A 26,124-nucleotide genomic window follows, 5' to 3' on the forward strand; every position below is an offset into this window, starting at 1 on the left:
CGGTGTTCGTGGGTCAGTTTTTCTTCGGGTTGAGCTTTTCAGCCGGAATGCGGATGCTCATTTCGGCCTTTTTCGGCTCCACGAACATCGCCAGCGCGAACATCGCGCCATAGGCAATGCCAGCAAGAACCGCCAGCGTCACGACGAAGCGAAACAAAGTCGGCATTCAATTTTCGCCCGTCTTGTTGTTCTGCTTTTCCAAAGCCCTGTGCCCTTATGGGACGCCGATCCGGCCAATTCAAGCAGGAAGGATTCTGGTGAACAGGAGGTTTTGCCGGGGAAGCTTCGCGGCCGTTTGTCCGGCCGTGCTTGACGCAAACAGGCTTTTGATGTCGATACGGCGCAAAGAGGCCCCGATGAACGCTCTGCCACCAAATCCGACGGACGAAGGCCGCGCCGCGCTGATCGAACGGCTCGGAAGCCGGTCGATCGTCTTCGTCGGACTGATGGGCGCCGGCAAGACCGCGATCGGCCGCAAGGTGGCGGCGATGCTGTCGTTGCCCTTCATGGACAGCGACCAGGAGATCGAAAGCGTCTCGCGCATGACGGTGCCGGAGTTGTTCGAGCGCTATGGCGAGCCGGAATTCCGGGCGCTGGAGCAGCGCGTGATCCTGCGCCTGCTGGAGAACGGCCCGCAAGTGCTGTCGACCGGCGGCGGCGCCTTCATGAACGCGCAGACGCGCGAGGCGATTTCCGCGCATGGCATATCGGTCTGGCTGAAGGCCGATCTGGACCTGTTGATGGAACGCGTCTCCAAGAAGCAGAACCGGCCGCTGCTCAAGAATCCCGATCCGCGGGGTGTGCTGGAGCGGCTGATGGGCGAGCGCTATCCGGTCTATGCCATCGCCGACCTGACTGTGCCGACGCGCGACGACCGCAAGGAGATCATCGCCAGCGAAGTCGTCGCGGCGCTTTGCGCCCATCTCGGCATCGACGCGATCGCAACGGGCGCTACGAGCGCCACAACTGGCGAGATTCAATCGTGAGCGATGCCGAACCGGTGAAGGTCGAGGTCGGGCTCGGCGACCGCGCCTATGATATATTGATCGGCTCAGGATTGCTGGCGCGTTCCGGCGAGGAGATCGCGCGCCGGCTTCCTGGTACCCGCGCGGCCATCGTCACCGACGAGAATGTCGCCGCCGCACATCTCGATACGCTGAAGGCTGGGTTGGACAAAGGCGGCATCCAGTCCGCCGTCATCAAGCTGCCTGCGGGCGAGAAGACCAAGAGTTTCGTCCATCTGGAGGAAGTGGTCGACGGCGTGCTCGCGGCAAGGCTCGAACGCCGCGACGTGGTGATCGCGCTCGGCGGCGGCGTCATCGGCGACCTCGCCGGCTTTGCTTCCGGCATTGTGCGCCGCGGCATGAATTTCGTGCAGATACCGACCTCGCTGCTGGCGCAGGTCGATTCTTCCGTCGGCGGCAAGACCGGCATCAACAGCGCGCGCGGCAAGAACCTCGTCGGCGTCTTCCACCAGCCCAGGCTGGTGCTTGCCGACACCCAGGTGCTCGACACGCTGCCGATCCGCGAGTTCCGCGCCGGCTATGCCGAGCTTGCCAAATACGGGCTGATCGACCGCCCGGCCTTCTTCGCCTGGCTTGAACAGAACTGGGGGCAAGTCTTTGCCGGCGGTCCGGCGCGGGTCGAGGCGATCGCCGAGGCCTGCCGCGCCAAGGCCGACGTCGTTGCCCGCGACGAGTTCGAGACCGGCGACCGCGCCTTGCTCAATCTCGGCCACACTTTCGGTCATGCGCTCGAAGCCGCCACGCAGTATGACGGGAGCCGGCTGGTCCATGGCGAAGGCGTCGCCATCGGCATGGCGCTGGCGCACCGCTTCTCGGCGCGTCTCAACCTGGCGAGCCCGGACGACGCGGAGCGCGTCGAAGCGCATCTGCGCGCCGTCGGCCTGCCCTGGCGGATGGCCGACATTCCAGGCGAGCTGCCGGACGCCGAGGCGTTGCTCGGCTTCATCACCCAGGACAAGAAGGTCTCGCGCGGCGCGCTGACCTTCATCCTGACGCGCGGCATCGGCCAGGCTTTCATCGCCAAGGACGTGCCGTCGTCGGAAGTGCTCTCCTTCCTCATCTCGAGCCATCCCGGATGGCTCGAGATGAGCCATCCCAGATGAACGGCGCCGGCTGGATCGTCGCCGCCGTCCTTGCCGCCATCGTGCTTTTGGCGCTTTTCTTCCGCGCCCGATTGCTTGCCGCTTGCGGCTATGCGCTGCGGCCGATCGAGCCGCCGCAGCGGTCCGAGCGCAATGGCAAGGATGAACACGGCGGCGAACCCCGGCGCGATGACACGGCTGCCGAGGAGCGCAATCGGCTTGAGGGCCTGTTCGATCTCGACGAGCTCGAAGTGTCGGATGTCATGGTCCACCGCACCAATATGCGCTCGGTCAATGCCGACAATGCGCCGGAAGCGGTGGTGCGCGAGATCCTGCAGAGCCCGCACACCCGCATGCCGCTGTGGAAGGGCTCGCTCGACAACATCGTCGGCGTGTTGCATGCGAAGGATCTGCTGAGGGCCCTCAACGAGGTCGGCAACGATTTTTCGCGGATCGACGTCATGAAGATCGCGGCCAAGCCGTGGTTCGTGCCGGACACCACCACCTTGCAGGAGCAGCTCAACGCCTTCCTGCGGCGCAAGGCGCATTTCGCCATCGTCGTCGACGAGTATGGCGAGGTCGAAGGGCTGGTGACGCTGGAAGACATCATGGAGGAGATCGTCGGCGAGATCGCCGACGAGCACGACATCGACATGCAGGGTGTCAAGAAAGAGGCCGACGGCTCGGTCGTCGTCGACGGCACGGTGCCGATCCGCGATTTGAACCGCGCGCTCGACTGGGACCTGCCCGACGAGGAGGCCACGACGATCGCCGGCCTCGTCATTCATGAGACGCAGTCGATCCCGGAGGAAAAGCAGGCCTTCACCTTCCACGGCAAGCGTTTCGTGGTGATGAAGCGCGAGAAGAACCGCATCGCCAGATTGAGGATACGTCCCGCCAGCGAGGGCTAAGGCGTGCCGATGTCCGGCGATGCCCTCAAAGTTCCTTGGTCCAACGCTCGCTGAGTATCGCGCCGGTACCGGCATCGATTGCCGCCAGGCTGACATCATAGCCCCAGAGGTTGCGGATATGGCGCAGCGTCGCGTCGCGGCTCTGGCCCTCGAGCATGACGCCGTCCTTGACCGTGTGCTGGAGCCGCAGATGCCGGTCGCCGAGCAGGTCGACGTCAACCACCTGGATGTCGGGACGGTTGGCGCCGATATCGTAGCTTTGCGCCAACGCCGACCTTATCTTGCCATAGCCGCGCTCATTGTGAATCGAGGCTACCTCATAGTGCGGCTCGTCGGCACCGTCGGCCAGCACGAAGAGCCGCCATTTGCGGATGAGCCTTGGGCTCAGATACTGCCGGATGAAGGATTCGTCGCGATGGTTGGCCCAGGCGTCGAGCAAGGTGTCGCGCCAGTCGCCGCGGCCGGCGATGTCGGGAAACCAGTCGCGGTCCTCGGCGGTCGGCGCGGTCGAGATGCGCTGGATGTCCTGCATCATGTCGAGACCCAGCGCATAAGGATTGATGCCGGAAAAGCGGGGGTCGTCATAGGCCGGCTGGAAGACCACGTTCGAGTGGTTGCGCAGGATTTCGAGCATGGCGCCTTCGCTGATGCGGCCACGGTCGAACAGCATGTTCATGAGCGTGTAATGCACGAAGGTCGCGCAACCTTCGTTCATCACCTGGGTCTGCCGCTGCGGATAAAAATATTGCGCGATGACGCGCACGATCCTGACGATCTCGCGCTGCCAAGGCTCGAGGACGAGACTGTTCTTCTCGAGGAAATAGAGCAGGTTCTCTTCCGGTAGATTGAGCGATTTCTTCCGCTCGGCCGCGTCGTCGTCACCGGCTGTTTTGGTATCGCCACTCTCTTGCGAAGGCGGCAGTGTCCGCCAGAGATCGTTGAACGAACGCTCCTCGTATTCCAGGCGCTCGCGCAGCCCTTCGCGCTGCTGCTCGGACGACAGTCTCGGCGGCCGATGATAGCGAAACACCCCCTGCTCCATCAGCGCGTGGGCCGAATCCAGGATCGCCTCCACGGCCGCCATGCCATGCCGCTCCTCGCATCGGGCTATGTAGCTCTTGGCAAAATCCAGATAGCTCAGGATGCCGCCGGCGTCCGTCCATTGGCGGAAAAGGTGATTGTTCTTGAAGAAATGGTTGTGTCCCAGCGCGGCATGCGCCGTCACCAAAGCCTGCAGGGCCATGGTGTTTTCTTCCATGAGGTAGACGATGCAGGGATTGGAGTTGATGACCAGTTCATAGGCCAGACCGCGTGCGCCCTTACGGTAGAGCAGTTCGTTGTAGAGGAAGTGCTTGCCGAACGACCAATGCCGGTACATCAGCGGCATGCCCACCGACGAATAGGCGTCGAGCATCTGCTCGGAAGAGATGATCTCCATCTGCACAGGGTAGATGTCGAGGCGAAGCTCTTCGAGGCCGATCGCTTCGATCTCGTCATAGACCCGGGACAGCTTGTTGAAATCCCAGTCCGACCCGGAAAACAGCAATTCGGATTTGCGCGCTTGGCTGACCATCGGCCTATGTCCCTTCGAGCCTCAGTCCTCAAGCGCTCTTGCGCAGATCAGGTTGCCTGGCGAAGAGCTCGCGGAAGACCGGGTATATGTCGGCCGGCGCGGCGATGCGCCTCATCTGGAAATTCGGCCATTTTCCGTCGACGGCGTTGTAGGCGCGCCAGAGCGATGTGCCGTTCTCGGTCGAGCCGAAAATGTGGCTTTCCCGCTCGTCGATGATCTCCACATAGGCGAAATACTGGCAAAGCCGCATCAGCTTGCGGTCGAGCAGTTCTATGCAGCGCTCGGAATCGGTGGCGAAATTGTCGCCGTCGGAGGCCTGTGCGGCGTAGATGTTCCATTCGGCGACCGGGTAGCGTTCCTCGATGATGCGGTGCATTTCCTCGAGCGCGGTGGAGACGACAGTGCCGCCGCTTTCGGTGTGGTAGAAGAATGTATGCTCGTCCACCTCCTTGGCTTCGTGGGTGTGGCGGATGAAGACGACCTCGGTGCGTTCGTAGCGCCGTGTCAGAAACAGATGCAGCAGCACGAAGAAGCGTTTGGCCAGATCCTTCTCGCGCTCTCCCATCGAGCCGGAGACGTCCATCAAACAGAACATCACCGCGCTGGCGTTCGGCACCGGCTGGGGATCGAAGCGATTGAACCGGATATCGACCGGATCGACATAGGCAATTCGCCTGCGCCTGCGCTCGATCCGGTCGAACTCCTCGCGCAGGGCAGCGATGCGTTCGCTCATGGCCGTGCTTGCCGGCTTCGCTTCAAGCTCGGCAATCTGCAGGGCGATTGCGTCCAACTCCGCCTGCTTGGGGCGTCTGAGCGCGATGCGGCGCCCATGGCTGTTGCGCATCGTGCGCCCGACATTGATGTTGGTCGGCGCTCCGCTTGCCGTGAAGCCTGCCCGTCTCGGCTTGAAGCTCAGTATCTGCTTGAGATTGAGCTTGACCAGATCCGGCAGTTCGAGGTCCTCGAAGAAAAGGTCGAGCACTTCCTCGCGTGACAGCACAAAGCGGAAATCGTCTTCGGATTCCGTGGTCCCTGGAGCCGATCCGTAGCCTCCGCCGCCGCCCGGTTTGGAGATAAGATCGCCAGGGCTGAATGTCCTGTTGCCGGGCAGGATGTGCTGGCGCCTGCCGCTTTCCTTGTCGTCGCCGAAGGTCGGTTCGCTGGTGCCCTTGCGAGGCATCGGCACGGCATGCTCGCGGTCAATGTCGGCGATACGACCTGTCCGGACGTGGTCGCGGATGCTGCGCTTGAGCTCATCACGGGCGCGCCGGAGGAAGCGCTGGCGATTGCCCAGGCTCTTGTCCTTCGGGTTCAGGCGGCGGTCGATGAAGATCGGCATGGAACCGTCCCGGCTTTGCTCAACCCGCCTTGTTCACGCGCATATACCAGTCGACCAGCCGGCGAACCTGCCGCTGGGTGTAGCCGCGTTCCACCATGCGCTGCACGAATTCGTTGTGCCGTTTCTCCGTGACACTGTCCTGCTTGGAGCCGAAGCTGATCACCGGCAGCAGGTCCTCGACCTGGCCGAACATGCGCTTCTCGATGACCTCGCGAAGCTTTTCATAGCTCGTCCAGGAGGGATTGCGGCCATGGTTGCGCGCCCGGGCACGCAAGGTGAATTTGACCACTTCGTTGCGGAAGTCCTTCGGGTTGGCGATGCCAGCCGGTTTTTCGACCTGCGACAATTCCTTGTCCAGCACCTCGCGGTTGAGGATCTGGCCGGTGTCGGGGTCCTTGTAGTCCTGGTCCTCAATCCAGGCGTCGGCATAGGCGATGTAGCGGTCGAAGAGGTTCTGACCGTACTCGCTGTAGGATTCCAGATAGGCCTTCTGGATCTCATGGCCGATGAACTCGGCATAACGCGTCGCGAGTTCCGACTTGATGAATTCGAGGAAGGCGGCTTCCGTTTCTTTCGGAAATTGCTCGCGCTTGATGGCCTCCTCGAGGATGTACATCAGGTGCACGGGATCGGCCGCCACCTCCTTGGTGTCGTAGTTGAACGTCTGCGACAGGATCTTGAAGGCAAAGCGCGTGCTGACCCCGGTCATGCCCTCGTCGACGCCGGCAGCGTCGCGATACTCTTGGACCGACTTGGCCTTGGGGTCGATCTCCTTGAGGTTCTCGCCGTCATAGGCGCGCATCTTGGTGTAAAGCGGCGAGTTCTCGTGCTCGGCAAGGCGGGTCGAGACGGTGAAGCGGCTGAGGATGTCCAGCACTTCGGGCGCGCAGGGGCTGTTTGCCAGCTCGCTCTCGCGCAGCAGCTTCTCGTAAATGTGCCTCTCCTCGGTAACACGAAGGCAATAGGGAACCTTGACCACGAGGATGCGGTCGAGGAAGGCTTCGTTGTTCTTGTTGTTCTTGAACTGCTGCCATTCCGATTCGTTGGAATGGGCCACGACGATGCCCTGATAGGGGAAGGCACCGAAATTCTCGGTGCCGTTGTAGCTGCCTTCCTGGGTTGCCGTCAGCAATGGGTGCAGGACCTTGATGGGCGCCTTGAACATCTCGACGAATTCGAGCAGCCCTTGCGTGGTCCGGTTGAGGCCGCCGCTGTAGGAGTAGGCGTCCGGGTCGGACTGGCTGAAGTGCTCCAACTGCCTGATGTCGACCTTGCCGACCAGGGCCGAGACATCCTGGTTGTTCTCGTCGCCGGGCTCGGTCTTGGCGATGGCGATCTGGCGCAGCCGCGACGGCATCAGCTTGACCACGCTGAATTTGGAGATGTCGCCCGACAGTTCGTCGAGGCGCTTGGCCGCCCAGGGCGAAATCAGTCCGTTCAGGCGGCGGCGGGCGATGCCGTATTTATCCTCCAGCAGATCGCCCATGCGATCGGGATGGAAAAGGCCGAGCGGCGATTCGAAGACCGGGCTGATCTTATTGCCGACCTTGAGCGTGTAGATCGGGCGCTCCTCCATCAACTTCTTCAGCCGTTCGGCCAGTGAGGATTTGCCGCCGCCGACCGGGCCAAGGAGATAGAGGATCTGCTTGCGCTCCTCGAGGCCCTGCGAGGCATAGCGGAAATATCCGGCGATGCGCTCGATCGTATCCTCCATTCCGTAGAAATCGGAGAAGGAGGGATAGACCTTGATGGTGCGGTTGGAGAAAATGCGGCCGAGCCGCTCGTCCTTGCTGGTGTCGACCAGGTTCGGCTCACCGATCGCCTCAACCATGCGTTCGGGCGCCGACGCATACATGGATTTGTCTTCGCGGCAGGCCAGGAGATATTGCTGCAGGCTGATCTCTTCCTGAGCCGCGTTGGAATAAATCTCCGAAAACAGATCGAAGACGTCTGATTGGTTCTCGCGCATGGTGCTTTGCCTCGGAGCCGGTGGGCTGCCAATCGGCTCATCGCTGCATCAACTGCCGGAAAGCACTGTTTGTTCCCTTCACACGAAGGATAGCGCATGCAATCTGGCATTGACCCGGGGGATACCCGACGCGGCCGAAAATGCTCGCCCGAGAAATACGTGGTGATTGCCGGCGGAGCTTCAAGGTCCTGATTTGGTTTGCTGCCCACAAGTTGTCATTATTGATCCAATCGAGGTGCGCGGCGCGCTTGCGCCGCAACCTGGCCGGAGATGACGATGATCGATCGACGCGGCTTCATCGCGGCATGCCTGGGGGCGCTGCTGCCGGCAGGTGCGTCAGCCGCTAGGCGTCCGGGCCGGCAGGCACCGCAAACCCTCGATTACGGTCCGGCCAAGCTCGATGTCTACGCGCCGGACGGCGCAAACAACCTGCCGGTGGTTTTCTTTATCCATGGCGGCGCCTGGCGGTTCGGCAAACGCGGCCAGGTCGGCTCAAAGCCGGACTTCCTGCTCGCCAATGGCTTCGTGTTCGTCTCGATCGATTACCGCATGCTGCCGGAAGCCGATGTCGCTACCCAGGCCGGCGACGTCGAAAAGGCCTACGGCTATGTGCGCGCCAACATTGCCCGATACGGCGGCGATCCCAGTCGCATCGTCGGCATGGGCCATTCGGCCGGGTGCCATCTGATCGCGCTGACCGCCATGCGCGGCGGGTTGCCCGGCGTCGCCGCGCTGATCCTGGACGATACCAGGGCCTATGATCTTGCGGCGCTTTCCAGGAATGGCGGCATGATGGGCGCCTATGCGCGTGCCTTTCCCGACCCGACACAATGGGCGGCGCTATCGCCGTCGACCTATGTCGACGGCAGGAAACATCCACCGACCTTCATCGCCTATTCGCGCGCGCCCGGGCGAGGCGAGGCGTCGAAGGCTTTCGCGGAACGCCTGCGCGCCACCGGCGCCAAGGTCACGTTGTTCGACGGCAGCGCCTATACGCACATGTCGATCAATCGCGATTTCGGCCAGGACGGCGACGCCTTGACCGCGGCTGTGTTGGCCTTCCTCAAGGCGAGCGTCGGCTGAGAGCTTACCAGCGCGTCTTCTCGCCGGGCGCCGCCGGCTCGATCGCCAGCGCATGCACGCCGGCCTTCAGTTCGTCCGCGAGCAATTCGTTGACGGCACGGTGGCGCTCGATGCGAGCCATGCCGGCAAAGCTCGGCGAAACGATGCGAACGCGAAAATGCGTCTCGCCGGCGCCGTCGAACGTCGCGTGGTGGCCGGACTCGACGTGATGATGACCGGCGTGAAGGTGGCTCTCATTGATGACCGCTAGCCGTTCGGGCGAAAATGCCGCTTTCAGCTTGTTTTCGATTGTCGACTGTATGGACATCCGGGTTTCCCTTCCCCACATCTGCGGCATAGCCGCAAAATCTTGAATTTCGACCGCTTTTAAGCCGCGATTCAGCGGTTAGGGCGATCATCGGCGAAATGTCAATTCTTGTTTCGCACATGCGAACAGCCCATAAATGGGTGAGATGAAAGCGTACCCCAAATATTTCGAGAAAATTCGAATTCGGCCGGAGAAGGACGCGGAGCTGAAGTCGCGCGCCCCGATCTGCCAGTGGGACGGCTGCAACGAAGCCGGCACGCATCGCGCGCCGGTCGGGCGCCTCAAGGAGGGCGAGTATTTTCGCTTCTGCTTCGACCATGTGCGCGAATACAACAAGGGCTTCAATTACTTCTCCGGCGTGTCGGACACTGAGATCGCCCGCTTCCAGAAGGAGGCGCTGACCGGCCACAGGCCGACATGGCGCATGGGCGCCAATGGCGGCGGGACGCGCTCGGCGCCGGATTTCGCGCAGCAGCGTTCGGGGCGGGCCGGCTACTACAACCGCATGCGCGATCCCTTCAACCTGTTCAGCGGCGGAGCACGCGAGCCGCGCGAGCGCAAGGCAAAGCCACTTGAGGCCAAGGCGCTGGAAACGCTTGGCCTTGACACAAAGGCGACTGGTCAGGACATCAAGGCGCGCTATAAGGAACTCGTTAAGCGCCACCATCCGGATGCGAATGGCGGCGACAGAGGTTCGGAAGACCGGTTCCGCGATGTGCTGCAGGCTTATCGGGTGCTCAAGCAAGCAGGATTGTGCTGAGCGGCCCCACGGTACCAAGTCGTTTTTCCAACTTTCATATGGTTGGAAAAGGCTCTAAGACCGCCCCCGGACAAAATCGATTGCCGGCGAAACGCGGCGTTTCGCCCGTGGAGACGTTGATAGTGATGAACAAGGTCGATCGCGACATTGCCAACCTGCCCGACACGACCGTGCCGGTGAAGGAGAAATTCGGCTTCGATTCCAAGATGATCGTTCCCGCCTATTCGGCGGCGACGGAGCATGTGCCGGACATCGACCCCGACTATCTGTTCGACAAGGCGACGACACTGGCGATCCTCGCCGGCTTTGCCTACAACCGCCGCGTCATGGTGTCGGGCTATCACGGCACCGGCAAGTCGACGCATATCGAGCAGGTCGCGGCGCGGCTCAACTGGCCCTGCGTGCGCGTCAACCTCGACAGCCATGTCAGCCGCATCGACCTCGTCGGCAAGGACGCCATCGTCGTCAAGGAAGGGCTGCAGGTCACCGAATTCCGCGACGGCATCCTGCCCTGGGCCTATCAGCACAATGTGGCGCTCTGCTTCGACGAATATGATGCCGGCCGTCCGGACGTGATGTTCGTCATCCAGCGCGTGCTGGAATCGTCGGGCCGCCTGACCCTGCTCGACCAGAGCCGGGTCATCCGCCCGCACCCTGCATTCCGGCTGTTCGCCACCGCCAACACGGTCGGTCTCGGCGACACCACGGGCCTCTATCACGGTACGCAGCAGATCAACCAGGCGCAGATGGACCGCTGGTCGATCGTCACCACGCTCAATTACCTGCCGCACGACAATGAAGTGAACATCGTGCTGGCCAAGGCCAAGCACTATCGCGACAGCAAGGGCAAGGACATCGTCAACAAGATGGTGCGCGTCGCCGACATGACGCGTTCAGCCTTCATCAATGGCGACCTGTCGACCGTGATGAGCCCGCGCACCGTCATCACCTGGGCCGAGAACGCCGAGATTTTCGGCGATATCGGCATGGCGTTCCGGCTGACCTTCCTCAACAAGTGCGACGAGCTGGAGCGTTCGGTGGTGGCCGAGTTCTACCAACGCGCCTTCGGCGAGGATCTGCCGGAGAGCGCCGCGAACGTGGTGCTGGGGTAGGCGCGCGGCTGAAAAGGCCTCCGGCCTTTCAGCATGAATCGCGCAGGGAATGATCATGGCGGGTCCAGGCGACAACACGCGCAACAAGCCGAAGAACGGGTCTGAAGCCGACAGCTTCAAACGCGCGGTGACCGTGTGCATGCGCGCCGTCGCCGGCGACAAGGACCTCGAGGTCGGTTTTGCCAAGGACCGGCCGGCTTTGGCCGGCAACCGCGCGCGCCTGCCCGAATTGCCGAAGAAAGCGTCCCGCAACGACATTGCGATCACGCGCGGCCTGGGCGATTCCATGGCGCTGAAGCGCGCCTGTCACGATCAGCGCATCCACAACAGGCTGGCGCCGGAAGGCAAGCTGGCGCGTTCCATCTTCGACGCCGTCGAGCAGGCGCGCGTCGAGGCGATCGGCAGCCGCGCCATGCAGGGCGTGGCCGACAATATCGGCTCGATGCTCGAGGACAAATACGCCAAGGCGAACCTCGTCGACGTCAGGGACAAGGCGGACGCGCCGCTCGAGGAAGCGATTGCGCTGATGGTGCGCGAGAAGCTCACCGGACGTTCCGTGCCGAAGAGCGGCGAGCGGCTGGTCGATCTCTGGCGTCCTTGGATCGAGGAAAAGGCGAGCGGCGAGCTGGACGGCCTGTCGGCCAAGCTCGAGGACCAGCAGGCCTTTGCCCGCGTCGTGCGCGACATGCTGGTTTCCATGGAAATGGCCGAGCAACTCGGCGAAGACCAGGAAACCGACGACTCGGAGGAAAACGAAGAGAACGAGCAGCAGGGCGAGGAACAGAGCGAGGAAGGCGGCGAGGAGGATTCAGGCTCCGAGCAGTCGCAGTCGGAAGATGCCGAAGCCTCCGCCGACGACGAAGAGTCGGCCGAGACCGAAGCGACCGACGCCACCTCCGACGACCTGTCCGATGAGGACGACGCCGACGCCGAGACGCCGGGCGAGGCCAAGCGAAACGACAACCCGTTCCTGAACCTGCCGAAAGAGATCGATTACAAGGTGTTCACCACCGCCTTCGACGAGACGGTAGGCGCCGAGGAACTGTGCGAGGAAGAGGAGCTCGACCGGCTGCGCGCCTTCCTCGACAAGCAGCTCGCCAACCTTTCCGGCGTCGTCGGGCGGCTCGCCAACCGGCTGCAGCGCCGGCTGATGGCGCAGCAGAACCGCTCCTGGGATTTCGACCTGGAAGAAGGCTATCTCGATCCGGCCCGCCTGGTGCGCGTGGTCATCGACCCGATGCAGCCGCTGTCATTCAAGCAGGAGCGCGACACCAAGTTCCGCGACACGGTGGTGTCGCTGGTGCTCGACAATTCGGGCTCCATGCGCGGCCGGCCGATCACCGTCGCCGCGACCTGCGCCGACATCCTGGCGCGCACGCTGGAGCGTTGCGGCGTTTCGGTCGAAATCCTCGGCTTCACCACGCGGGCGTGGAAAGGCGGGCAGGCGCGCGAGAAATGGCTGAAGGACGGCAAGCCGCCTAATCCCGGCCGACTCAACGACCTGCGCCACATCATCTACAAGTCCGCCGATCATCCGTGGCGGCGCGCGCGGCGCAATCTCGGGCTGATGATGCGCGAGGGCCTGCTCAAGGAAAACATCGACGGCGAGGCGCTGCTATGGGCGCATAACCGCCTGATCGGCCGGCCGGAGCAGCGCAAGATCCTGATGATGATCTCGGACGGCGCGCCGGTCGACGATTCCACGCTCTCGGTCAACCCGGGCAATTATCTGGAACGCCATCTGCGGGCAGTCATCGAACTGATCGAGACGCGCTCGCCGGTCGAGCTTCTGGCGATCGGCATCGGCCACGACGTCACGCGCTATTATCGCCGCGCCGTCACCATCGTCGATGCCGAGGAACTCGCCGGCGCCATGACCGAGCAGCTCGCCTCGCTCTTCGGCGAGGAAAGCGCACGCGACACGCGGCGCGGCGGATTGCGACGCGCCGGATGATCCTTTCGGGGCGGTGTGCGCGGCGGACGCTTTTCGCCTGCGTGCTGGCCTGCGCCTCACCGGCCATGGCCGCTCCGGGAACTCCCGTCGAAACAGTCGGGATTTCGGCGCGGCCGATCAGCCAGTTCCATATCGGCCGCGACGAGACGCGGTTCGGGCCGCTTGAATTCGTCGGCGGGCTGGAGATGACTTCGCAGGCGCGCGATTTCGGCGCGCTGTCGGCCTTTCGCTTTCTGAAGCCGGGCCGCGACTTCATCGGCGTCGCCGACACCGGCTTCTGGTTCTTCGGCACGATCACGCATGACGCCGACCGACGTCCGTCGGGCGTTTCGAACTTCCGCATGCAGCAGATGGTCGACGCTTCGGGCCGGCCGATCGACCGGAAATGGAAGGTCGACGCTGAGGGGCTCGCGGTCAGGGACGGTATCGCCACCGTCGGCTTTGAGCGCGACCAGCGCGTCGCCCAGTTCAGGATCGATCCCGACAATATGAAAGCGCCGATCCGGCAGCTCGATTACCAGATCCCCGCCCGGGAGCTGCGCCAGAACCGCGGCTTCGAGACCGTCACCCATGCCAATCCTTATGGGCAGCACGCGGGCGGCCTGGTCGTGGTCTCGGAGAGGAGCCTCGATGAAGCCGGCAACGTCTACGCCGCCATCATCGAGGGGCCGCATAAGGGCGTCTTCACCGTGAAGCGCGATGGCGATTTCGACATAACCGACGGTGCCTTCCTGCCGGATGGCGACCTGTTGCTGCTGGAGCGCAGTTTTTCGATCGCGCGCGGGGTGAAAATGCGGCTGCGGCGCATCTTTGGCGAAAGCGTCGAGGAGGGCGCGGTCGCCGACGGGCCGGTGCTGATGGAGGCCGATATGGGCTACCAGATCGACAATATGGAAGGGCTGGATGTCTGGACCCGCGAGGATGGCGCGCTGATGGTGTCGCTGATATCCGACGACAACCATTCGATCCTGCAGCGCAACCTCTATCTGGAATTCATCCTGCACCAGGACTGAGGAGGCGGGCCCCGTCGGCCCCACGGAAAAGCCGTTCACATTTTTCCGGCATTATGTAGCTGTCCACACCTACAATCAATTTATGGATGGGAAGGGAGTGTATTGGTTCCGGGTCCGTTCGCCAGTCACGAATCGCGAGTCAAGCGAAATCTGAAGTTCCTCTCTACAAAATTTTCCCATAGATTGGCTATTTGTGTGGGGTGGGGGCTTGTTAACTTTCTGGAATTTTGGCATATGGGCGTCAACCAACAAAGGCACCCATGCCATGGACTTTAAGACCGCCCTGCAAGATGAGATTGCCAACCTCGAAGCTTCGTTGAAGGCGAATCCGGACCCGAGGCTTGTCAAGCTGCATGAAGCCCGCCGCCTCCTTGCCATTTACAATGGCGAGGCACCTTCCGCGCCATCTGCGGCGGCGCCTCGTGCCGGTGCAGACGATGAAGGTCGGACAGCCCGCCGCGGTCGGCAGCCCGACCCCATGAGGCAAGCAGCGGTCGACGCCGCCCGCGAAATTCTGGGGCTGGCACGCAGTCCCATGAAGACGGGAGACTTGTACAAGCAACTCGTCTCGCGCGGCATCACGCTCCGCGGCAACTTGCCGGCCAATAACCTGTCTGCCCTTCTCTATCATCACCCTGAATTTGTCTCGCACGGCAGAGCCGGCTGGACCCTGGAATCTTCTGGCGGCGAGCCGTCGCCAGAAAACGAAAAACCCGCTGACGTCAGTTCCGGTCAGGAGCCGTCAGCGGGTTTGTCCGATCAACCCGAAGCGCAAGGCCGTGAAGCCGGTCCGGGAGGTGGTACATGATAATAGTAGCCTAGGCTTCTATCATCCCGACCCGTGCTAGCGCGGGTCGGACTTCAACGGGGGCGGATAAAGGCCGGGCCAGAGGCTCATTTGCAAGGGTCCTCTCTGGGGTTCGACTCCCCCCGCCTCCACCGAAGCACGCTACAGGAAGTGTAGCAAACCCGGAAGAATCGGTCAAACCGGGCCGTTTTCAAAAAGGCCCGGTTATCCCATCTTCTGTGAAGTGAATGCCCCGCGATTCAAGTGCCGCGCGCAAGGCATTCATATTGTTGCCGATGGGAATACGGCGCCCCTTTTCGAAATCCCGCACCGTGGAAAGCGACACGCCGCCGGCTTCGGCTAATTCCGACTGAGATAGATCCAGCCACCCACGGGCGGCGCGACATTGTTCGGTCGTCATACATATCGCCACGAAGGTCCATCCGGCCGCCACAGTTTACGCCGACGAGGCGTCGCATTGGGACTCGCTTCATGCGCGCTTCCTGACCAAGCGCAACAACCCTCAACAAGCCCACTCGACAGACGAAGCCTGCACCAATCAGGCCGAGGGCTTCTTTTCCCGTCTGCGTCGTGCCGAGATCGGAACCCATCACAGCATTAGTAGCCAATACCTTCACGCCTACGCTTCGGAAGTGTCGTGGCGTGAAGACAATCGCCGCATGAGCAATGGAGAGCAGTTTCTAACGCTCGTCGGCGCCGCGCTTAACCACCCACTTCCAATGTCTGGTCCGGCTATTGGCAGCGGTCGGCTACCGAATAGGAGAAAATGAATGTCACAACCTCATGTTCTCAGCAGGCTGATTGCCAAACGCGCGGAGCTTGCCGGACGCCTTGAGCATCACCAGGAGCGGGCGCGCCAGCTTGTCATGGTTTAGCCGAGATCAAGCCGAAGCCGCTCCCGCCCCGCCATGCAGCCTATAAGGGCGAGGTAGCGCGACTGGTCCTTTCGACCTTGTGACAGGCGGGGCGGCCATGCAGCACGCAAGATGCACGTCGAGGCAGAACGCAGCATGAACACGGCGGATAAGCGGCTTGTCAAAATAGTTGGCAAACGCGTGGGCTCATGTCGCGCCATCACAGAGCGCGAGGTCTACTGATCTCCACCGAAGGGCTTGGAAAGCATATTTTTTGGAAGATCAAAGGCTAGTTTAAGGCGGATGGTTCTGTCCGCGTTATCCACATATGTGACACACAAGATATTGGGGGTCACAAAAGCTACAAAAACGAATCCTTGACGGGTGCGAACGAGTCCATTTTACTCGGCCATGCGCTCCTGTAGCGGGCGCGACCGGAGAGTTCTGAGGCCGGTCTTTTTTCCCGGATTTTGTGCGTTTTGCCCGGATTTCCGCCTGTTCACGAGGCCGGCGGAATAGTTGGGATCGTTAGGGCTTGGGTGGGCGAAAGGGAGAATTGTCGGCCTGGAAAAAATGATCCGTTAACACTATATTTGGTGTTTGGAACCAGCATCCAGTTATACTACGCTGACTAAACACTGAATGCCGCCGCTCCCGATCTCCTCCCGAGAGGGAGCGGGCGTTTACGCATCGTTTTCGTTTTGATCACCCCCTTGACAGCAACTTGTACAAAACGTACATATTGTACAAAATCCAGAAGGAGTGATCATGGCAGAGGCTATACGGGAAATTTCGGCGTCAGAGGCCCGTAGCAAATTTTCGGAGGTATTTGACGCTGCATATTATGGCAATCCGGTTGTGGTGCGAAAGCATTCCAAGACGGTAGCTATCATATCGATGGAGCTTCTAGAATCGCTTGCGGACCTAGAAGCGAAGAATGACACGCTGAAGGCGCGTAGGGCGTTGAAGGAATTTCTGAAGACGGGAGGAACACCTATGTCACAAATCAGAAAGGAGTTGGGATTTGACTGACTCCTATAACCTGGGGGGAGGCCTCCGTTGGACGATCTCGAAGTCGTGTTTTCTCCCGCCGCTCGGCGGGAGATAAAAAAGCTTGCCCGCGATACTCAACGCCTAGTACTTGAAACTCTTGAAGAATTGCAAAAGACCCCTCGACCAAGAGGGGTGGAAAAGATTCAGGGACATCCTGATTTCTACCGCATAAAGGCGGGTCACGATCACAGGATTATCTATCATATCTTACGTGAGCGCTTGCTTGTGGTTCTAGTGATCCGAGACAGGAAGGACGCCTACAAGGGCCTCGATGACCTCGACGGGAAACTTGGAGCGGCGTTGCAGTCCATCGATGAACAAATGCGCGTTAACCTGGGCCTAGGGGCCAGGTGACGGTCGAAATTAGGTGTGACTGCTACCTATGCCGCATTTTTCCTGGAATTGCTCTACCGGCCGACGTGGCGGACTTCGTTCATCACGAAATTGGCCGCGCGCTTGCTCCGGTTACGGATCTTGAGCGTCGCGGTGTTGTCCACGAAATAGGTGTGAAGGATGCTGTCGCGGGTGCGGACTTCCGGCCCGACGGTGTCGACCGCGTGCCAGGTGTCGGTGCCGACCGCAAAGGCGTAGCCGGTGTTCGGCGAAAACGACATCCGGTGCGAATTCTCGAAACGCCCGTCCGGCATGCGCTCGGCGAAGCGGGTGCCGATATGGTTGATCGAGTCGTCCTCCGGCAGGTAGAACTGGACCGTGATCCCTTTCCATTTCGTGTCGGTGTGGAAGCCGATCTTGTAGCCCGCCACGTCGCGCGTCAGCATCGGCACCGGATACATGCCGACCTTCATGAAGTCCGAGCCGAACCGGCGCTCCAAGCCTGGGGCAAGGCGGCGCATGAATGCGTCCTTCAGCTGCGGCGCATGCAATGCCTTGCCAACCAGGGACCAAATCGCCCGCTTCTCCTGCGGCAGATGGCGGATGTATTCGGGGTAGAGGTCGATCTTGATCCGCGTTGCGGTGCCGTCAGCCTTGATATTCACATTGTTGCGTCCCTTGAGCGCACGATATTCGCGCGCCTCTGGCATGGCGGCGCGCATGCGCTGATAAAGGTCCGCCGGGAAAACATCGGTCATTTCCAGATGCCAGAAGGGCTTTTCCACAAAGGCGGCGCGGTTCACGGCGTCCACCATGTGAGAGACAACATGCTGCAGCGTTTGTGTGGCTGATGCTGGCGCCGCCGCGCCCTCTATGGCCGACATGGATGTCTTCTCCCCAAGCTAAAACCCCGAATCCAAATTTCTTGAATACATATATCGCCGCCTAAACGAAATGCTAACCAAAGCACAGGCTGGATTGCAACGATCCACGGAACTGATTTCGATAGCGGTTTTCTAAATCACGCAGTGAAATTGCATCAGCGCAGAGCAGCCGTGTTGCGAGGGCGCTGTCGACGATGCTGATATGGCCGCGGGCCGATATTCAGCGGATCTTGTAGATCTCGATCGGCTTCCCGGCTGTAGACTGCTCCAGTTCGAGCCATTCCGGCAGGTCGCCCCGCAGCAACGCCGCGACAAGGCCCTTCGGCGCGTCCAGAGCCAGCGATATCTCTTCCGTGTTGCCGCGGCAGATCGCGACCAGCCCGACATGCTCGCGTTCGATGACGGCGCGGGCGGCCTCCGGCGTCCCCATGAAAGCGTCGAGCATGGCGAGATTGCCGCCGACATTGCGGTGGTAAGGGCCGGCCAGCGCCCGATGGCCGGTGAAGGTCAATATTCCCGAGCCGAGATTGGACGAGGCAAGCACCGTCGTCGCGGGCATCGCGGCAAGATCGTGGAAGTCGCCCGGCTTGCCGCAGGTCACGGCATGGTCGGGGTCGGAATTAACCCGCTGTGGCGCCTGCCGAACCACGGACTGCGCCGCCACCGCGACCCCGGCCCAGGTCGCGTTGAGCGAGACCAGCCACGCCATGACGATGCCGGTGGAAAGGCGCCACGAGGGCGCGGCGTCCGCCCGCAGGCGGATTCTCGCGATCCAGGCCGAAAGCGGCAGCACGGCGATGGCGACGGAGAAGGTCGAGCCGCGCACCTGCCATAGGCTGACGCCGAAGGCGACGACGAGCAGGATGGTGGCGAGCATCTCGGCGCGGCGCAGGCGACGGCTTCGGAGCTGAAAGCCGACCAGCAGGATCGCGATGAAGGGCGTCACATAGCGCGCCGCCATCAGCTTCGGCTGGTGGATGGCGACGCTCCAGAAGGGCTGCGCTTCGACCACGTCGGCCAGCCAATAGGTGCGGATACGTTCGTCCATGTCCGCATAGGGCGATGCCAGGCATTGCGGGAAGAACACGATCACAACGACCGCGACCGCCGCCATCAGCGCCAGCATCGAAACCAGCCGCGCCCGGCGGCTCGATGCGGCAAAGGTACTGGCGATCACGAGGCCGAAGCCGGACAATGCGGCCACGGCGAACTGGAAGGAGGAGAAGGCGTCGCATTGGGCCACGCCCCAGTCGGCGGGCCGGATGGTCGCCACGAAGACCAGGGAGGCGATGCCGGCAAATCCGATGCCAAAGCCTCGTGCCGTGCCGCGCTCCTTGTCGTCGAGGATGAACAGGACAGCGGCGCAGATGCCGAGCACCGCCACATAGGGAGCCGTCTCCATGCCGACCGCGAGCGTCAGGCCGGCGCAAATGCCCGACAGAAGGGCCGCGGGCCGCCAGGAGGGCGCTTCCATCAGAAGCCAGAGGCCGGCCGCCGTGAGAAGCAGCTGGACATTGTGGTGATCGATCACGCCCGGGCTGTAGATCACCAGGTAGAAAAGCGCCGCCGTCGACAGAATGACTGCCGGCATCGCGACATTCGCAGCGGCGAAGCGCTGCGAGGCGCGCATCAGCACGAATATGGTCAGCCCGTAGAGGAGGGTCGGCCAGATGATCTGCGCGGCGCGCTCGGCCGTGGCCGTGCTGGCGCCCAGCGCATCGAAGGCCATGATGATCAGCGCGAGCGGCGTATCGACAAGCCGCGACCAATGCATGACGAAGCCGCCCGAGATGCCCATCCTGTATTGGTGGAGATCGAACCAGCTTTGGCCGCCTAGCAGGTCGCGAACCTCGACCAGCCGCAGCATGCTGTCATTATCGGCGCCATAGTCGCCAAGGGTCGGAAAACCGGAAACGGCGTTGATCGTCAGCACCACCAGCGTGGCGCACAGCGCAAGCAGAAGGTCGTTTTTCCAACCGGTGCCTTGCACGGTCATGCTGGTCGCAATGCCCTAGAGCAATTCCAGGAAAAGTGTGCCACGGTTTTCCGTCAGGAATTGCGTCAAAACAAAGAGATAGAGTGGTCCGCCGTTTCCGTGAAACGGCGGACCACTCTGGAGAATTTTCGCGATCCTGCACGATCGGGCGTAACAAAGCGTAAAGCCGCCGCGGCTGTGGCTGAAAGCGTCAGCCCTGGTTGGCAGCGATCCAGATGACGTGGCGGGCGCCGCGCTTGCCGTTGGCCCGCGTGCTGATCTCCTCGACCGCGAAGCCGGCATGTTTCAGCCGTCGGGTGAAGCCACTGTCCGGCCCCTGCGACCAGACCGCCAGAACGCCGCCGGGCCTCAACGCGGCGCGCGCGGCCGCAAGGCCGGCGGCGCCATAGAGCGTGTCATTGCCCTCGTAGACGATGCCTTCGGGACCGTTGTCGACATCGAGCAGGATCGCGTCCCAGGCGGCTTTCTCCGCCCCTATCACCTGGCCGACATCGGCCTCGCGAATGGTGACGCGGGGATCGTCGAGGCAGCCGCCGAAGATCCCCGACATGGGGCCGCGTGCCCAGTCGACGACCGCGGGGACGAGTTCGGCCACGGTGACGGCAGCGTTCCGATCGAGCGCGGCGAGGGCGGCGCGCAAGGTGAAGCCCATGCCGAGCCCGCCGATAAGGATGCTTGGCCGCTCGCGTCCGGCGATACGCTGACAGGAAAGCCTGGCCAGCGCTTCCTCGGAACCGCTGAGGCGGCTGTTCATCAGCTCGTTGGTGCCGAGCATGATCGAGAATTCAGCGCCGCGCCGCTTCAGGCGCAGCTCCTGGCCGCCATCGGGCGTGCGGGCGGAGTCGAGCTGAACCCAGGGGATCACGGCCTGATTCCACTTGCTGGGTTCATGGCCTAGAACGCGACCGCCGGCTGGCTCCAGCGCGCGGCGAGCAGCCGGTAGGGGATCAGCGCCACCACGGCGATGATCAGCTTGACCGAAAGGTCGCCGAGCGCCCAGGAGACCCAGCGCATCGTCTCGACCGGCAGCACGCCCATCAGCGGCGCGGTCTCCAGTGCGAAGCTGTCGTTGGGACCGGCAAAGGCGAAGGCGGCGGAGAAGGCGACGCCGAAGAAGACGACGGTATCGAAGATGGAGCCGACCAGCGTGCCGATGATCGGCGCGCGCCACCAGCTCTGCCGGCGCAGCCGGTTGAAGACGGTAACGTCCAGCAATTGCGCGGCGAGGAAGGCAGCGCCGGAAGCGCCGGCGATGCGCACCAGCCGGTCGGCGGCGGTCTCGAACTCGATCAGCCCATGACGGAACAGGAAGGGCGGAATCAGGATCGAACAGGTCACCGCGGTCATGAAGCCGACGAACACCACCTTGCGCGCCACGGCCGGGCCATAGCGGCGGTTGGCGAGGTCGGTGACCAGGAAGGAGAAAGGATAGGTGAAGGCGCCCCAGGTCAGCAGGTCCGCCAGCGACAGGCCGCCGACTTGGCCCTGCATCGGGAACTGCACGAGGATATTCGACGCCACGACGACAAGCGCCATGGCGGCCACGAAGGGCAAATATCGCGTCAGGAAATACATTTTTTTATCCTGGGTAATGGAACCAGCCGAGCGTCATGCCGACGCTCGCTCCTGTTTCGAGCACCGGTCTGGCCGGGGCTCGAGGCGGTCGTCCCCCGCCTAAAAACTGCGGCTTTAAGCGGCCGACTGCTCGGCCAGCTTCTTGGCGATCTGCTTCTTGAGCAGACGGGCGCGCTGCGACAATTCCTTGACGTCGGCCTTGGCCAGGAAAGCGTCGAGGCCGCCGCGGTGCTCGACCGAACGCAGCGCGTTGGCCGAAATGCGCAGGCGAACATTCTGGTTCAGCGCTTCGGAAATCAGCGTCACATTAACCAGATTCGGCAGGAAGCGACGCTTGGTCTTGTTGTTGGCGTGGCTCACATTGTTGCCAGTCTGGACTGCCTTGGCAGTGAGTTCGCAGGTGCGGGACATCTTGTCTAACCTCAGTTCTAAGCCTGCCAAACCATTCTGCCCGCGCCGGGCGGCGCGCGGTCTCGGTCAGGCGGCCTTTGGAAAAGTTGGCGTTCCATAGTGGCATTTCACCACTGCGTCAAGCTCCGGCACGCGCCCCGCTGTCAGGCACGCTCCATATAAAGGCCGGATTTCACAGTATAAGCCCATCGCGAAGGGATCTGCCAGGCTGGAGCCGCTGCGTTCCGGCCGAACCGCCAGGGATCAGCCAGCCGCCATGCTCCGTCCTTCTTATGCACTTGCCGCCCTGCTTGCCGTTGCCGTGCCGGCAACGAGCTTCGCCGCCGCGCCGCCGCAGTCGTTCAAGGGCGAGTATACGGTGTCGTTTCTCGGCCTTTCGATCGCCAGGGCGACTTTCTCCAGCCGATACCAAGGCGACAACTATGCCATTGACGGCACCGTCTCGGCCGCCGGCCTCGGCAAGTTGTTCGACGACACGAAAGGCACGATTTCCTCGAAAGGCACCATTTCCGGCAAACAGATGCAGCCGCACGCATTCCGGGCCGACTATACGTCGGGCAAGAAGGCCTCGATGGTCGATATCCGCTTCAACAACGGCGCCGTCACCTCCACGCAAGTCGTTCCCGCGCCAAAGAAGCGCGATCCGAAGAGCTGGGTGCCGCTGGGCGATAGCGACCTGAAATCGGTGCTCGATCCGATGGCCGCGACCGTCATCCATGCCGACAGCCTGGACAAGGTCTGCGGACGCACGGTCAAGTTCTATGATGGCGAGATGCGCGCCGACCTGACCTTGACCTATGCCTCCAAGGGATCGATCTCGGTGCCGGGCTACAAGGGCGACACGGTGACCTGCAAAATGGGCTTCGAGCCGGTGGCGGGCTATCGCAAGGGCCGCAAGGCACTGAATTTCCTGAAGAACAAGAGCCGCATGCTGGTGACGTTTGCACCGCTCGGCCAATCCGGCATATATGCGCCGATCCGCGCCACGGTCGGGACCCAGATTGGTCCGCTGACCATCAGCGCGAGACGGTTCGAGGCGGTAAATTAGGACAGGCGCCACCGCGCGCCGGCGGGGGAAATATGGGGCGCGCAACACTGATCGGGTTTTCGGCGGTCGCCATGTGGGCGCTGCTGGCGCTGCTCACCAACGCTTCCGGACAGGTGCCACCCTTCCTGTTGTCGGCCATCACCTTCGCCATCGGCACCTGCGTCGGGCTCGTGGCGCGGCTGGTGATGCCGGCTTCCGACCGGGGCCGGAAGATCCCTCGCCAAGTCTGGGTGATCGGCATTGCCGGGCTGTTCGGTTATCATTTCTTCTACTTCACGGCGCTGCGCAATGCGCCGGCGGTCGAGGCGAGCCTGATCGCCTATTTGTGGCCGCTGCTGATCGTGCTCGGCTCGGCGCTGATGCCGGGCGAGCGGCTTGCCTGGAACCATGTCGTCGGGGCGCTGCTCGGCCTTGCCGGCACCTTCCTGATCGTCACCAAGGGCGGCGGGCTGGCCTTCGACGCGCGCTACGCCTTCGGCTATGCGATGGCGGCCGTCTGCGCGCTCTTGTGGTCGTCCTATTCGCTCTTGTCGCGGCGTTTTCCGTCGGTGCCGACCTCGATCGTCACCTGGTTCTGCGCGGCGACGTCGGCGCTGTCGCTGGCCTGCCATCTGCTGCTTGAGAAGACGGTGCTGCCGGACAGCCTCGGACAATGGCTGGCCGTCATCGGGCTCGGCCTGATGCCGGTGGGCGCGGCCTTCTATGCCTGGGATATCGGCGTCAAGCGCGGCAACATCCAGGTGCTGGGCGCCGCGAGCTACGCCGCGCCGCTTCTGTCGACGCTGGTGCTGATCGCCGCTGGCGTCGCCGAGCCGTCGCTGCGCATCCTCGCGGCCTGCGTGCTCATCACCGGTGGCGCTGCCCTCGCGGCGAAGTCGCTGCTGATGCGCAAGCCGGCGGCGAAAGAGGTCAACGCATGATGCCGTTTTCCGGCGGCATCGAGGCCAACGCCAACGCGACGCTTTTGTTCTCGTTCGTCGCGGCCGTGATCTACGCCTTTGCGCTCGACATGCCGCCGAAGTGGACGCGCACGGCGGCAAAGACGCTTGCCGTGGCTTTGCTGGCCGTGCTTGCCGCCATGCAGGGCGGTCCGCTGCTGCTCGTCGCGGCGCTGGCACTCAGCGCCGTCGGCGACGCCTTTCTGTCACGCGACGACGAAAAGGCCTTTCTCGGCGGGTTGGCGAGCTTTCTCGCCGGTCATATCGCCTATGTAGCGCTGTTTTCGCAGGCAGGCGGCGGGCTCGGCCTGTTGAGCGCCGAACCCTGGCGCGGCGCGATCGCCTTGGCCATGGCCGCATTCAGCACCGTCATGCTTGCCGCGCTCTGGCGCCGCGTCGGCCCGCAACTGCGCGCGCCGGTCGCCGTCTATGTCGCGGCGGTCCTCGCCATGGGCATTTCGGCGCTCACCACGGACTATCCCTGGGTGATTGCCGGCGCGGTGCTGTTCATCGCCTCGGACGGGCTGCTGGCGGCCGAGCGCTTCCTGCTCGCGGCGATCTCGCCGCATCGCGTCTGGATGCGCTATGCGGTCTGGGTGCTTTACTATGCCGCCCAGTTGGCGATCACGCTGGGACTTCTACTCGCCTAGTGCGTTTCACCGTTTAACGGAAACGACGAAACGCTTTATCTCTTTGTTTTTTACACAATTCCGGACGGAAAACCGCTCACAGTTTTCCTGGAATTGCTCTAGCCGGCTGCCAGCCCGGCTCGGCCAGCTGGAAAGCGGCGAAATCGAAGCCCGGCGCCACGGTGCAGCCGACCAGCGTCCACTCGCCCAGGCTGCGCGCCGACTGCCACCAGCCGGCCGGCACGACGATCTGCGGCCGCTCGCCGGCGGTAAGGGCCGTGCCAAGCACCTGCTCGATGACGGTGCCTGCGCCTTCCTCATGCATCGACAGCGCCAGCGGCGCTCCGGCATAAAAATGCCAGACCTCGGCCGCATCCTTCACCCGGTGCCAGGCCGAAAGCTGGCCGTGCTCGAGCAGGAAATAGATCGCGGTCGAATGACCGCGCGGGCCGCCTGTGGCGTCGCGAAAGGTCTCGGCGTACCAGCCGCCCTCCGGATGCGGCTCGAGGCCTAGCGTTGTGATGATCTCGGCGGCGCTGGTCATTGGCGGCCTTTGCTGCGACGAACGTCGAGCCTTTTGGTCGACATGCGGTGGAACTAAAAATTGTCCTTGCGCTTGCGGATCTCTGCAAACACCTCGGCGTCCGAGGCTTTCTCCATGCCGAGATGCTTACGGATCGCCGGGTCGTGCCAGCGCAGGAACGGGTTGGTCGACAGTTCCTCTCCGATGGTCGTCGGCAATGTCGGCTTGTCGTCGGCGCGCAGCGCTTCGATCCTCGCCGCGCGCTGCTTCAGCGCGGAGTTGGTCGGGTCGACCGTCACCGCGAAACGGGCATTGGCCAAGGTGTATTCGTGGCCGCAATAGATGGCGGTTTGCGCCGGCAGCGCCGCCAGCTTCTTCAAAGAGTCATACATGACCGGCGGCTTGCATTCGAACAGGCGGCCGCAACCCAGCGAAAACAGCGTGTCGGCGGTGAAGGCCACTTTCGAAGCCGGCAGATAGTAGGAGACGTGGCCGGCGGTATGGCCGGGCGTCTCGATGACCTCGATGCGTTCCTCGCCAAGGAGCACGACCGAGCCTTGGCTGACCGTCTCGTCGATGCCGGGGATCTTCGCCTTCTCGGCTTCCGGGCCGACGATGCGCAATTTGAAGCGTTCCTTCAGCGCCAGATTGGCTTCGACATGGTCAGCATGATGGTGCGTGGTGAGGATCAATGTCGGCGTCCAGCCGGTGCGCTTGACCGCCGCCAGGATCGGCGCTTCTTGCGGCGCGTCGATGATCGCCGTCTGTCCGCTTTTCGGATCGTGGACCAGCACGCCGAAATTGTCGGTGCGGCACATGAACTGCTCGATTTCGACCGCCATCGCATGTCTCCCTTTGTCGTCGCAGACATAGGGCGGCCGGCCGCCGATGTCATCCGGGTTTGTTGAACTCGGCACCTTTGTTGAACTTTCCGCCTTTGTTGA

Annotated in this window: 27 protein-coding genes and 1 pseudogene; 15 read left to right on the forward strand and 13 right to left on the reverse strand. The window is 62.6% G+C overall.

Translation table 11 applies throughout. The features are described 5' to 3' along the window. Window positions 1-13: 13 nt before the first annotated feature. Window positions 14-166, reverse strand: a complete 153-nt coding sequence (locus CK219_RS14525; RefSeq protein WP_042643428.1) for a hypothetical protein — start codon at window positions 164-166, stop codon at window positions 14-16. A gap of 190 nt (window positions 167-356) precedes the next feature. Here CK219_RS14525 and CK219_RS14530 point away from each other — a divergent pair, with 190 nt between their 5' ends. From CK219_RS14530 to CK219_RS14540, 3 genes are read left to right on the forward strand one after another with little or no spacing between them, the layout of a single operon-like run. Continuing rightward, entirely contained in the window at window positions 357-986 is a 630-nt protein-coding gene (locus CK219_RS14530; protein WP_095767430.1) for a shikimate kinase, read from the forward strand. Further along, window positions 983-2,128, forward strand: coding sequence for a 3-dehydroquinate synthase (gene aroB, locus CK219_RS14535; RefSeq protein ID WP_095767431.1), 1,146 nt, complete (start codon window positions 983-985; stop codon window positions 2,126-2,128). The genes CK219_RS14530 and aroB overlap by 4 nt, the downstream gene beginning before the upstream one ends. After that, window positions 2,125-3,018 carry a transporter associated domain-containing protein gene (locus tag CK219_RS14540; protein ID WP_095767432.1) on the forward strand — a complete coding sequence of 298 codons (894 nt, stop codon included), beginning with the start codon at window positions 2,125-2,127 and terminating at the stop codon, window positions 3,016-3,018. Before aroB ends, CK219_RS14540 begins: the two co-directional genes overlap by 4 nt. A 25-nt stretch (window positions 3,019-3,043) precedes the next feature. Here CK219_RS14540 and CK219_RS14545 read toward each other — a convergent pair whose 3' ends face one another. From CK219_RS14545 to CK219_RS14555, 3 genes are read right to left on the reverse strand one after another with little or no spacing between them, the layout of a single operon-like run. Further along, the gene (locus CK219_RS14545; RefSeq protein ID WP_095767433.1) at window positions 3,044-4,591 is read right to left on the reverse strand and encodes a SpoVR family protein; all 1,548 of its coding nucleotides are present in this window, start codon (window positions 4,589-4,591) and stop codon (window positions 3,044-3,046) included. Window positions 4,592-4,619: 28 nt separating this feature from the next. After that, window positions 4,620-5,930 carry a YeaH/YhbH family protein gene (locus CK219_RS14550; RefSeq protein WP_095767434.1) on the reverse strand — a complete coding sequence of 437 codons (1,311 nt, stop codon included), beginning with the start codon at window positions 5,928-5,930 and terminating at the stop codon, window positions 4,620-4,622. 19 nt (window positions 5,931-5,949) lie between these two features. Continuing rightward, complete coding sequence (locus CK219_RS14555) at window positions 5,950-7,899, reverse strand: PrkA family serine protein kinase (protein WP_095767435.1); 1,950 nt, start codon at window positions 7,897-7,899, stop codon at window positions 5,950-5,952. Between the two features lie 276 nt (window positions 7,900-8,175). Between CK219_RS14555 and CK219_RS14560 the strand changes: the two genes are divergently transcribed. Next, window positions 8,176-8,982 (forward strand): alpha/beta hydrolase, encoded by an 807-nt coding sequence (locus tag CK219_RS14560; protein WP_095767559.1) that lies wholly within the window; start codon window positions 8,176-8,178, stop codon window positions 8,980-8,982. Between the two features lie 4 nt (window positions 8,983-8,986). Here CK219_RS14560 and CK219_RS14565 read toward each other — a convergent pair whose 3' ends face one another. Beyond that, the gene (locus CK219_RS14565) at window positions 8,987-9,289 is read right to left on the reverse strand and encodes a BolA family protein (protein ID WP_095767436.1); all 303 of its coding nucleotides are present in this window, start codon (window positions 9,287-9,289) and stop codon (window positions 8,987-8,989) included. Window positions 9,290-9,425: 136 nt separating this feature from the next. Here CK219_RS14565 and CK219_RS14570 point away from each other — a divergent pair, with 136 nt between their 5' ends. From CK219_RS14570 to CK219_RS31185, 5 genes are all read left to right on the forward strand, one after another. Beyond that, window positions 9,426-10,049: a J domain-containing protein gene (locus CK219_RS14570; RefSeq protein ID WP_095767437.1), complete on the forward strand. Its 624-nt coding sequence runs from the start codon at window positions 9,426-9,428 to the stop codon at window positions 10,047-10,049. 125 nt (window positions 10,050-10,174) lie between these two features. Further along, window positions 10,175-11,161: a cobaltochelatase subunit CobS gene (gene cobS, locus CK219_RS14575; protein WP_095767438.1), complete on the forward strand. Its 987-nt coding sequence runs from the start codon at window positions 10,175-10,177 to the stop codon at window positions 11,159-11,161. A gap of 55 nt (window positions 11,162-11,216) precedes the next feature. Beyond that, window positions 11,217-13,115 (forward strand): cobaltochelatase subunit CobT, encoded by a 1,899-nt coding sequence (cobT, locus tag CK219_RS14580; protein ID WP_095767560.1) that lies wholly within the window; start codon window positions 11,217-11,219, stop codon window positions 13,113-13,115. Further along, window positions 13,112-14,128 (forward strand): esterase-like activity of phytase family protein, encoded by a 1,017-nt coding sequence (locus CK219_RS14585; protein WP_095767439.1) that lies wholly within the window; start codon window positions 13,112-13,114, stop codon window positions 14,126-14,128. Before cobT ends, CK219_RS14585 begins: the two co-directional genes overlap by 4 nt. A 265-nt stretch (window positions 14,129-14,393) precedes the next feature. Further along, window positions 14,394-14,936 carry an HTH domain-containing protein gene (locus CK219_RS31185; RefSeq protein WP_141245346.1) on the forward strand — a complete coding sequence of 181 codons (543 nt, stop codon included), beginning with the start codon at window positions 14,394-14,396 and terminating at the stop codon, window positions 14,934-14,936. Window positions 14,937-15,126: 190 nt separating this feature from the next. On the opposite strand, the gene CK219_RS14595 is transcribed toward CK219_RS31185, so the two are convergent. Continuing rightward, a complete protein-coding gene (locus tag CK219_RS14595; protein ID WP_095767441.1) occupies window positions 15,127-15,336 on the reverse strand; it encodes a helix-turn-helix transcriptional regulator in 210 nt (69 codons plus the stop codon). A gap of 4 nt (window positions 15,337-15,340) precedes the next feature. Between CK219_RS14595 and CK219_RS14600 the strand changes: the two are divergent. The 3 genes and pseudogenes from CK219_RS14600 to CK219_RS14610 form a co-directional block, all read left to right on the forward strand. Next, a pseudogene (locus CK219_RS14600) lies at window positions 15,341-15,696 on the forward strand (transposase); the annotation flags it as partial. An 862-nt stretch (window positions 15,697-16,558) separates the two neighbouring features. Beyond that, window positions 16,559-16,822: a type II toxin-antitoxin system prevent-host-death family antitoxin gene (locus CK219_RS14605; protein WP_141245347.1), complete on the forward strand. Its 264-nt coding sequence runs from the start codon at window positions 16,559-16,561 to the stop codon at window positions 16,820-16,822. A gap of 27 nt (window positions 16,823-16,849) precedes the next feature. Then, window positions 16,850-17,197, forward strand: a complete 348-nt coding sequence (locus CK219_RS14610; protein ID WP_095767444.1) for a type II toxin-antitoxin system RelE/ParE family toxin — start codon at window positions 16,850-16,852, stop codon at window positions 17,195-17,197. Window positions 17,198-17,250: 53 nt separating this feature from the next. On the opposite strand, the gene CK219_RS14615 is transcribed toward CK219_RS14610, so the two are convergent. The 5 genes from CK219_RS14615 to rpmB form a co-directional block, all read right to left on the reverse strand. Next, a complete protein-coding gene (locus CK219_RS14615; protein ID WP_095767445.1) occupies window positions 17,251-18,060 on the reverse strand; it encodes a hypothetical protein in 810 nt (269 codons plus the stop codon). A gap of 220 nt (window positions 18,061-18,280) precedes the next feature. Further along, complete coding sequence (locus CK219_RS14620) at window positions 18,281-20,056, reverse strand: polysaccharide biosynthesis protein GtrA (RefSeq protein ID WP_095767446.1); 1,776 nt, start codon at window positions 20,054-20,056, stop codon at window positions 18,281-18,283. Between the two features lie 190 nt (window positions 20,057-20,246). Further along, on the reverse strand, window positions 20,247-20,921 hold the full coding sequence (locus CK219_RS14625; protein ID WP_095767447.1) for a hypothetical protein: 675 nt from the start codon (window positions 20,919-20,921) through the stop codon (window positions 20,247-20,249). Window positions 20,922-20,950: 29 nt separating this feature from the next. Further along, window positions 20,951-21,631: a queuosine precursor transporter gene (locus CK219_RS14630; protein ID WP_095767448.1), complete on the reverse strand. Its 681-nt coding sequence runs from the start codon at window positions 21,629-21,631 to the stop codon at window positions 20,951-20,953. Window positions 21,632-21,745: 114 nt separating this feature from the next. Continuing rightward, on the reverse strand, window positions 21,746-22,042 hold the full coding sequence (gene rpmB, locus CK219_RS14635) for a 50S ribosomal protein L28 (RefSeq protein WP_095767449.1): 297 nt from the start codon (window positions 22,040-22,042) through the stop codon (window positions 21,746-21,748). Between the two features lie 256 nt (window positions 22,043-22,298). Between rpmB and CK219_RS14640 the strand changes: the two genes are divergently transcribed. The 3 genes from CK219_RS14640 to CK219_RS14650 are packed head-to-tail and all read left to right on the forward strand — an operon-like array spanning window position 22,299 to window position 24,678. After that, a complete protein-coding gene (locus tag CK219_RS14640; RefSeq protein ID WP_095767450.1) occupies window positions 22,299-23,090 on the forward strand; it encodes a DUF3108 domain-containing protein in 792 nt (263 codons plus the stop codon). A gap of 32 nt (window positions 23,091-23,122) precedes the next feature. Next, on the forward strand, window positions 23,123-24,010 hold the full coding sequence (locus CK219_RS14645) for an EamA family transporter (RefSeq protein ID WP_095767451.1): 888 nt from the start codon (window positions 23,123-23,125) through the stop codon (window positions 24,008-24,010). Beyond that, window positions 24,007-24,678, forward strand: a complete 672-nt coding sequence (locus tag CK219_RS14650; RefSeq protein ID WP_095767452.1) for a lysoplasmalogenase family protein — start codon at window positions 24,007-24,009, stop codon at window positions 24,676-24,678. The genes CK219_RS14645 and CK219_RS14650 overlap by 4 nt, the downstream gene beginning before the upstream one ends. A 76-nt stretch (window positions 24,679-24,754) precedes the next feature. On the opposite strand, the gene CK219_RS14655 is transcribed toward CK219_RS14650, so the two are convergent. Both CK219_RS14655 and gloB read right to left on the reverse strand, forming a co-directional pair. After that, window positions 24,755-25,201: a cupin domain-containing protein gene (locus CK219_RS14655; RefSeq protein ID WP_095767453.1), complete on the reverse strand. Its 447-nt coding sequence runs from the start codon at window positions 25,199-25,201 to the stop codon at window positions 24,755-24,757. Window positions 25,202-25,254: 53 nt separating this feature from the next. Continuing rightward, on the reverse strand, window positions 25,255-26,022 hold the full coding sequence (gene gloB / locus CK219_RS14660; RefSeq protein ID WP_095767454.1) for a hydroxyacylglutathione hydrolase: 768 nt from the start codon (window positions 26,020-26,022) through the stop codon (window positions 25,255-25,257). Window positions 26,023-26,124: the final 102 nt, after the last annotated feature.

The sequence above is a fragment of the Mesorhizobium sp. WSM4313 genome (genome assembly GCF_002294725.1).
GTDB lineage: Bacteria > Pseudomonadota > Alphaproteobacteria > Rhizobiales > Rhizobiaceae > Mesorhizobium.